Origin of the sequence: Pauljensenia hongkongensis (genome assembly GCF_001746855.1) — a bacterium.
GTDB lineage: Bacteria > Actinomycetota > Actinomycetes > Actinomycetales > Actinomycetaceae > Pauljensenia > Pauljensenia hongkongensis.
This window is the reverse complement of sequence record NZ_CP017298.1, coordinates 1,981,116-1,988,505: the sequence shown is the minus strand read 5'-3', so window position 1 is coordinate 1,988,505 and position 7,390 is coordinate 1,981,116. Positions and strand designations below refer to the sequence as shown.

Genomic DNA, 7,390 nt, shown 5'->3' with positions numbered 1-7,390 from the left:
GATCGGGGAGCGGGAGCGGGGGCGCGGGCTCTGCTGGCCCGGGGAGCCGGGGCTCTGCTGGCCCGGGGAGTGGGGGTGCTGCTGGCCCGGGGAGCGGGGGCGCTGCGGGATCGGGGGACGGGGCGCCCCCCGCCTCGCCGCGCGGCCCCGATGGGCGCCGCTACGTCGTCGTGTGGGCGGACTCCTTCAGCCAGACGCTCGACGACCGCGGCGCGCGCTCAATGGTGGAGGTCCTGGAGCGCAACGGGTTCGCGCCCGTCGTCGCGCCCGACGTGTGCTGCGGCCTCACGTGGATCACCACCGGGCAGTTGGGCGGGGCGAAGAAGCGGCTCAGGAAACTGCTCGGGGCCCTGGCGCCCTTCGCGGCGAACGGCATCCCCATCGTGGGCGTCGAGCCCTCGTGCACGGCGGTCCTGCGCGACGACCTGCTCGACCTGCTGCCCGACGACCCGCGCTCCGCGCTGGTCTGCCACGGGACGCTGACTCTGGCGGAGCTGCTGTCCACCGTGCCGCCCGCAGAGCTGGACCTGCCGTCGCTGGAGGGCGTGACCGTGGTCGCGCAACCGCACTGCCACCACTACTCCGTCATGGGGTGGGGGGCCGACCAGGCCCTGCTGGAGCGGCTGGGCGCGCGCGTGCGGCGCATCGACGGCTGTTGCGGCCTGGCCGGGAACTTCGGCATGGAGGCGGGCCACTACGACGTGTCCGTGGGGGTCGCGGGGCTGTCGCTGCTGCCCGCCCTGGACGACGAGCCCGGCGCCGTGTACCTGGCGGACGGCTTCTCGTGCCGCACGCAGGCCGAGCAGCTGGCAAGCAGGGGCGGTGTCCACTTGGCGACACTGCTCGCCTCGGGGGGCGCGCCGCGTCCCGGCGCGGGTCGGCCCGTATAGCCCGTGCCCGCCGGCCTCCAGTAGCACCGCGCGCCATCCGCTGTGCCGACGCGCCGCTCCACCCGATTGGGGCAGGAAACAGAGCATTGGGGCAGGCAACGACCAGACCATTCAGTGCACCGGGGCAGGCAACGACCAGACCGCCCAGCGCACCGGGGCAGGCAACAGCACATTGGGGCAGGAACTGCCAGGCCGCCCAGCGCATTGGGGCAGGCAACAGAGCATCGGGGCAGGCAACGACCAGACCGCCCAGCGCATTGGGGCAGGCAACAGAGCATCGGGGCAGGCAACGACCAGGCCGCCCAGTGCACCGGGGCAGGCAACAGCGCATCGGGGTAGGAACTGCCAGGCCGCCCAACGCATCGGGGCAGGCAACAGAGCATCGGGGCAGGCAAATTGCCTACCCCAATGGGTGGTTGTCTGCCCCAATGCCCAGGAGGCATCGACCAGCTCATCGCTGAGGGGCACGATCCCGTGCTTTATCCCGCCAATACCCTGGAGGCCTCCGCAAACGCCTAGACCCGTAGCACCAGCACCAGCACCAGCACCAGCACCAGCACCAGCACCAGCACCAGCACCAGCACCAGCACCAGCACCAGCACCAGCACCAGCACCAGCACCAGCACCAGCACCAGCACCAGCACCAGCACCAGCACCAGCACCAGCACCAGCGGAGCACGCTCCGCACGCACAGTCAAGTCCCTAGACCGCACTCGATCGGCCAGCCCCTCCCGGTGCTAAAGCTCCCCGCGCCCGCCTCGTCGATCCCGAATATCCACAGGACAGCGTCGCTCCCGATTATCCACAGGCCCCCACCGCTACCGCCGCGATCCACAGGACGACTCCCGTTTGTGGACTCCGCAGCTGCGGGACGGCCATTCTTCTGGAATGGAAAGCAACGATATCGACGTGTACCGAGTCCCCACCACCAGTGCTCCGCCGGGAGCCGACGGCTCCCGGGAAGTGCGGATCAAGTACGGCTTCCGGGCTTGGATTTGCAACGCCCCCGCGGATCTGCCCCGGTGGGAGATCTGGGAGGCCATTGCCCTCGCCCGCATCGCCGCAGTCAACGGTTCCCTGGAATCGACGCCCACGTTCGTGGGGTCCAGTGCCCTCCTGCTCCACGGGATCACCGGATGGGTGAAGAACCCCGATGTCACGATCCACATCGACGCACGGCGCCGGACCACATGGCTGCCCGAAGTGCTATTCGGTGATGTCCGGATCCCTCCCGTCCGCGTCTCGTGCCGCCGCAGCCGTCCGTTGACTGGAGAACCAAGTCTCCACGGCTCCGGTTTCCTTGTGGAGTCGCCTCAGGACGCCCTGCTCCGGGTCGTCATGGGGGACGAGCAGTTGCCCGCCTTCGTACTCGCCTGCATGGCTATGCGCGCGTGGGCGCCCTTCAACGCTTCGGACCGGGAGGGCGCCCGGGAGAAGGAGGCGCTGATAAAGGCCCGTCTCGCGGAGATCCTGGACGCCCGCGCGCCCGGTCGGGGCACGCGTCGGGGCTCGCGCATCCTCCGCGCCGCTGACGCGGGCTGTGAGAATCCCGCTGAGGCAGCGCTCCTGTGGGTGGTGCTCACCGTCAGTCCCCTGCCCGTCGTCACCCAGCATGAGATCCGCCTTGGTGGCCGCACGTACTACGCGGATATCGCCGTAGTCGATTTGAAAATCATCTTCGAGTTCGACGGGTTGGCCAAACTCGGCTCCTCGAAGGCCGAGATCGAGGCGGAGAAACGGCGCTGGGTGCTCCGGGACGAGGCGCTGCGCGACGACGGCTGGAAAGTCATCCGGGTGTGCTGGGCGGACTTCGAGGACTTCCACGCCCTCCGACAAAGGATACGCAGGGCGTTCTCCTCAACCCGGTCACTGTCGCCACCCCCATGCGCGCCGCTCTGGGCGGTTCCGTCAGAGGACTGCGATGGCCCTGACCGCCGTATCCACTCGTCGGCGCCCGTTTCCGCGGACACGCGAAGGAAGGCGCCCCAGCATCGTGGCGGCGGCAGCCCGCAGTCGTCCTCAACAGGCGGGGTTGATCGAGGCGCTCACGCCGCGGAGCGGAGAACCCCAGCGGTCGGCCTCACACAGCGAACACGCACTCTACTGGTGGATCCGGATCCGCCGGATTGGACGGAGTGACGGCACACGGTTGGAGCGCCTCCTCCGAGATCCGGATCCGCTGTGCGATGGGCGCGGCTATGACACCTCGACGGAGCGCGGGGGAAACCTCAGCGGAGACAGATCAAGCGCACTGGGGTAGGCAGCCACCCATTGGGGTAGGCAATTTGCCTACCCCAATGCTCCGTTTCCTGCCCCGATGCGATGAACGTCCTGGCCGTTCCCTGCCCCAATGCACCGTTTCCTGCCCCAATGCACCGGACAGCGGCGCGCCCCCGCTTCGCCCACCTACCCCAATGCACCGTTTCCTACCCCAATACGCCGGACCGCCTGCGGATCGAGTGGGGGCGCAGGTTCGCGCGCGACTCCATGCCCCGATGTGCTGAACGGCCTGGTCGTTCTCTACCCCGCGATCCGCCACCGACCATCAATGCCGCGCGCACGGGCCCACTGCTCCACGGCTTCCCCCCTCACACAGGACGGATCGACGAGGATCGCGGTAGAAAGGGCCTCGGCAAGCACTCCGGATCCGGCGAGGACGCTCACCTGGCGCGCTCCGCCGCTCGCGGGGCGCCCAGTGCGCGGGTCGATGATGTGGTGGGCGAGCAACCGGTCCACGAGGCGGCCGCCCGGACACGGCGCGCCACCCGACGTTCCACGCTCCACCCCACCCGGCACTCCACGCCCTGTTCCACACGATGCGCCACGCGGTCCGCGCTCCGCCCCAGGTTCCGTTTCACGCGGTGTTTCACGCGCTCCGCCATTCGCCTGGCCATGCCTTGTTCCATGCGTCCACTGGGCGTCTCGCCCAGCACCCAGCACGCCAGCCTCATCCTCCCCACGGGCGGCGCCGTCAGTCCCACGGGCACCGCCTCCCCATTCCTCCGAACGCCCCGGTCGTCCCCCTGGGCCGAGCCGCCCCACTGGACCCGTCCGCGCCGCCGGGCCGAGCGGCCCCAGGTTGTCGCCCGATGTGGACAGGGACGCGAGCCCTTCGCACGGGAGCTCGATGACGGAGGCGACCGCCGTCGGCGGGCTGTCGGGGTCACGCAGGCCCACCCGCCAGGGGCCCCCATCCGGGCGCGTCGCGTAGGCGGCGATGGAGGAGGTGCCGATGGAGACGAGGACGCCGCGCGCGCCCATGTCCACCGCCAAGTCGCGGCACTCATCCGCAGTCCGCCCCTTGGCGATGCCGCCGAGGTCGAGGGAGGGCAGCGCACCGGCCCCCGATGGCTCTTCCGAAGCTGCGCGGCCGCCCTCATCCGCGCAGCGCCCAGCGCCCCCGGCGGACCCCTCCCCCAGTGTCCAGCAGTCATCAGCCCTCCAGCCACCGCCCCCCGCGGGCGCGTCCTGCCCGCCCAGCGCCCAGCGCGAGGGCCCGACGCGCCGCAGCAAGCGCGCATCGACCGCGCGCAGTGCCGACTCGATGTCCGCCGCGAGGGGCGCGGATGGCAGGGAGTCGCCCGCGAGGAACGCCTCGCGCATCCCCTTCACGTCCCACAGCCCCACAAGAGGGCCGATCAACGGGTTGAACGCTCCCCCCGTCGCGTCGGACAGCGCCAAGGCGTCGCGCAGCAACTGGTCGGTGGCCGCGCTCACGGACACCCCCGGGCAGTGAACCGCTCCAGAGGCGCCAACCCCCGGGTCACCGACCGCGCCGGGGCAGCCGGGTGCCTCCCCGCCCGTTCCCCCCGCGGGGAGCGGCACTACGCGGGCGGCCGCGTTGAGGCGGGAGACCTCGGAAGCGGGCCGGAACACGCTCCACATGGCCTCGTGGCGGGCGACCAGGCGCACGCAGGCGTCGACGACGCCCATGCCGTCCCCGCCCCAGCCCACGATATCGACGCGGGTCCCCATCGCGGGGAAGGACGAGCGCCACAGGCGCGCCCCAGGCCCGGGCGCGCTCAGCCGTTCCCCCCGCCGAGGTCCTTGTCCAGGTCGCCGCCGTCCTTCGTGGACTCGCCCAGGCCGGGGATGTCCACCCCGTCGGCGGCCCCGGAGCCGTCCACGCCCTGCGCCTGCGCGATCGCGCGGATCGCCGCCTGCACGAACTGCTGGTGGGCGACGGTGGCGCCGGAGATGACGTCGACCTTGGCGGGGTCCCCGGTCTCGGTGAGTTTCGCGGAGTACTCCTCGAAGGAGGCGACGGCGGCCTGCGCCTTGTCGTAGTAGTCCTGGTTGAATACCCGCCCGGACGAGTCCTTCCCGTAATCACCGCCCTTGTCGGAGCCGTCGGACATGGCCGTCGTGTACGAGGTCGAGGTGATGGATCCGCCCTCGACGGTGATGGTGATCGTGCCTACCGAGCCCTGGTCGTCCGCGTTGGACTGCGCCGACCACGTCCCGTCCTGCAGGGGCTTGGACATGTCGAGGCCTGTGGAGGGCTGGCAGGCGGCAAGGATCGTCGCCCCGAGGGCACCGAGGACCGCACGGGAGGCGGCGGAAGCCCACCGGCGAGAAGCCGGACCGGAGGCGTCGACGCGCGGGGAACCGGGAGCGGCCACGGCCCGCCGCCGGTCTCCGTCGGCGCGGCTGCCGTCATTCATCCGAGGGCTCATCGGACCTTGTCCTTCCCGCTGCGCGCAGGCCCCTGGCCGGCGCCGCCGTCGGCCGACGGGGCGGGGACCGCCAGGCCGGAATCGCGGGGGGTGAAGCCGTGGTCGTGCCATGTCTCCTTCACGACCCTGCCGTGGTCGAGGCGGATCTCGCGCTGCCCCTGTTCGGCGACCAGGGCGTCGTGGGTGACGACCATGAGGGTGGTTCCGTCCTTGTGGAGTTGGGCGAAGAGGTCGAGGACGATCTCCTCGTTGGTCTCGTCGAGGTTACCGGTGGGCTCGTCGGCGAGGACGAGCTTGGGGTAGTTGATGAGGGCGCGGGCCACGCACACGCGCTGCTGCTCGCCACCGGAGAGCTGGCGCGGCAGGTGGGTGGCGCGGTCGGCCAGGCCCACGCGGTCGAGGGCCTCCATGGCCTCCTTCTCGTCGGGCATCGAGTGGTAGTACTGGGCGACCATGACGTTCTCCAGGGCGGTGAGGTGCCCGATGAGGTGGAACTGCTGGAAGACGAGGCCGATCGTGCGGCACCGGATCTCGGTGAGCTCGTCGCCGGTCAGGTCGGAGATGTCGTGCCCGTCCAGGGCGACGGTCCCCTTCGTGGCGGTGTCCATGGCGCCGACGATGTTCATCAATGTGGTCTTCCCCGAGCCCGACGGTCCGACGATGGACACCCACTGGCCGCGCGGGATCTCGAGCGACACGTTGTCCAGGGCGTGCAGGTCGCCGTAGATCTTGGACACGCCGGACAGGCGGAGCAGGGGGTCGCCTGCGGCCCCTCCGCCCGCCAGGCCCTGTGCGGGGCCGTCCTGCGCTGTTCCTGCGGAGTCCGGCGGCGTGCGGGGGTCCGGGGCTTGTGGGGTGGTGGGTGTGCTGCTCATTGCGTACCTCATTCTCCGCGCAGGACCAGCGCGGGATCGACTGCCAGGGCGCGGCGCACGGGCGGCAGGCACGCCACTACGGCGACCGCGACGGAGGAAACGACTGTGGCGATCAGGATCAGGGGGTGGACGGCGACGGCGCGGTGGAACACGTTCCAGCTGATCGCGGCGGCCAGCGCGTACCCGGCGGCCGCGCCGACGAGGCCGCCGATGGCGCCCAGGGCCACGCCCTCGCCCATGAACTCGCCCATGATCGACCGCGACGTGGCGCCCAGTGCCTTGCGCAGGCCGATCTCGTTGCGCCGCTCGGTGACCACGGCGATCATCGTCGTGGACACTCCGATGGTGGTGAGCGCCAGGACGATCACGGTGATGATGCCCAGCAGGGAGCGCAGCATGTCGATGACGCCGGAGTCGGACTGGACGAGGCGCTTGACGGTCTGGGCGCGCACGGAGGGCACCGAGGCGTTGATCGAGTCCACCAGCGCCGTCAGCTGGTCGCCCTCGAGGGCGACGGAGTACTGGGCGATGGAGGGCTCCCAGGCGCCCGTCAGCTCCACCATGTCGCCGGCGGACATGTAGATGTAGCCGTCCTCGTTGCCGCCCGTCTTGAGGATGCCGGACACGGTCACGGTGATGGAGCGCGCCTGCCCGTCGGCGCCCGACTGCGCGGTCTGCGCGCCCTGAGCGGCCTGCGCGCCCTGAGCGGCCTGGGCGCCCTGCGACGCCTGAGCGCCCTGGGCGGTCTGCGCGGACAGCGGGCTGGAGGCCGATTGCGCCCCGTCCTGGGAGCCCAGGCCGGGGGCGGTCGGCGCCCCGCTGCTGTTCGCCTTCCCGCCGCCGCTGGCCGCCGCCCCGCTGCTGTTCGCCTTCCCGCCGCCGCTGGCCGCCGCCCCGCTGCTGTTCGCCTTCCCGCCGCCGCTGGCCGCCGCCCCGCTGCTGTTCGCCT

7 protein-coding genes are annotated in these 7,390 nt (G+C 71.3%); 2 read left to right on the top strand and 5 right to left on the bottom strand.

Features of this window, described 5'->3' with window-relative positions; translation table 11 throughout:
* On the top strand, positions 1–890 hold an 890-nt coding region (locus BH719_RS08215), incomplete at its 5' end, for a (Fe-S)-binding protein (RefSeq protein ID WP_245683283.1).
* Positions 891–1,405: 515 nt separating this feature from the next.
* On the opposite strand, the gene BH719_RS09860 is transcribed toward BH719_RS08215, so the two are convergent.
* Positions 1,406–1,582, bottom strand: a complete 177-nt coding sequence (locus BH719_RS09860; protein WP_216818690.1) for a hypothetical protein — start codon at positions 1,580–1,582, stop codon at positions 1,406–1,408.
* 196 nt (positions 1,583–1,778) lie between these two features.
* Between BH719_RS09860 and BH719_RS08210 the strand changes: the two genes are divergently transcribed.
* Positions 1,779–3,029, top strand: a complete 1,251-nt coding sequence (locus tag BH719_RS08210; RefSeq protein ID WP_009744368.1) for a hypothetical protein — start codon at positions 1,779–1,781, stop codon at positions 3,027–3,029.
* A gap of 381 nt (positions 3,030–3,410) precedes the next feature.
* Here the strand turns inward: BH719_RS08210 and BH719_RS10230 are convergent, their stop codons facing one another.
* The 4 genes from BH719_RS10230 to BH719_RS08190 all read right to left on the bottom strand — a co-directional run.
* Positions 3,411–4,823, bottom strand: coding sequence for an FAD:protein FMN transferase (locus BH719_RS10230; protein ID WP_245683338.1), 1,413 nt, complete (start codon positions 4,821–4,823; stop codon positions 3,411–3,413).
* A gap of 89 nt (positions 4,824–4,912) precedes the next feature.
* A complete protein-coding gene (locus BH719_RS08200; RefSeq protein ID WP_245683282.1) occupies positions 4,913–5,554 on the bottom strand; it encodes an FMN-binding protein in 642 nt (213 codons plus the stop codon).
* Between the two features lie 8 nt (positions 5,555–5,562).
* The gene (locus BH719_RS08195; protein WP_009744365.1) at positions 5,563–6,441 is read right to left on the bottom strand and encodes an ABC transporter ATP-binding protein; all 879 of its coding nucleotides are present in this window, start codon (positions 6,439–6,441) and stop codon (positions 5,563–5,565) included.
* 8 nt (positions 6,442–6,449) lie between these two features.
* A partial coding sequence (locus BH719_RS08190) for an ABC transporter permease (RefSeq protein ID WP_009744364.1) occupies positions 6,450–7,390 on the bottom strand: 941 nt, incomplete at its 5' end.

What these genes read in the sequence shown, in the direction of transcription:
- BH719_RS08210 (WP_009744368.1), top strand. Translation starts at nt 1,779, where the DNA reads ATGGAAAGCAACGATATCGACGTGTACCGAGTCCCCACCACCAGTGCT.
- BH719_RS10230 (WP_245683338.1), bottom strand. Translation starts at nt 4,823, where the DNA reads ATGGGCGTCGTCGACGCCTGCGTGCGCCTGGTCGCCCGCCACGAGGCC.
- BH719_RS08200 (WP_245683282.1), bottom strand. Translation starts at nt 5,554, where the DNA reads ATGAATGACGGCAGCCGCGCCGACGGAGACCGGCGGCGGGCCGTGGCC.
- BH719_RS08195 (WP_009744365.1), bottom strand. Translation starts at nt 6,441, where the DNA reads ATGAGCAGCACACCCACCACCCCACAAGCCCCGGACCCCCGCACGCCG.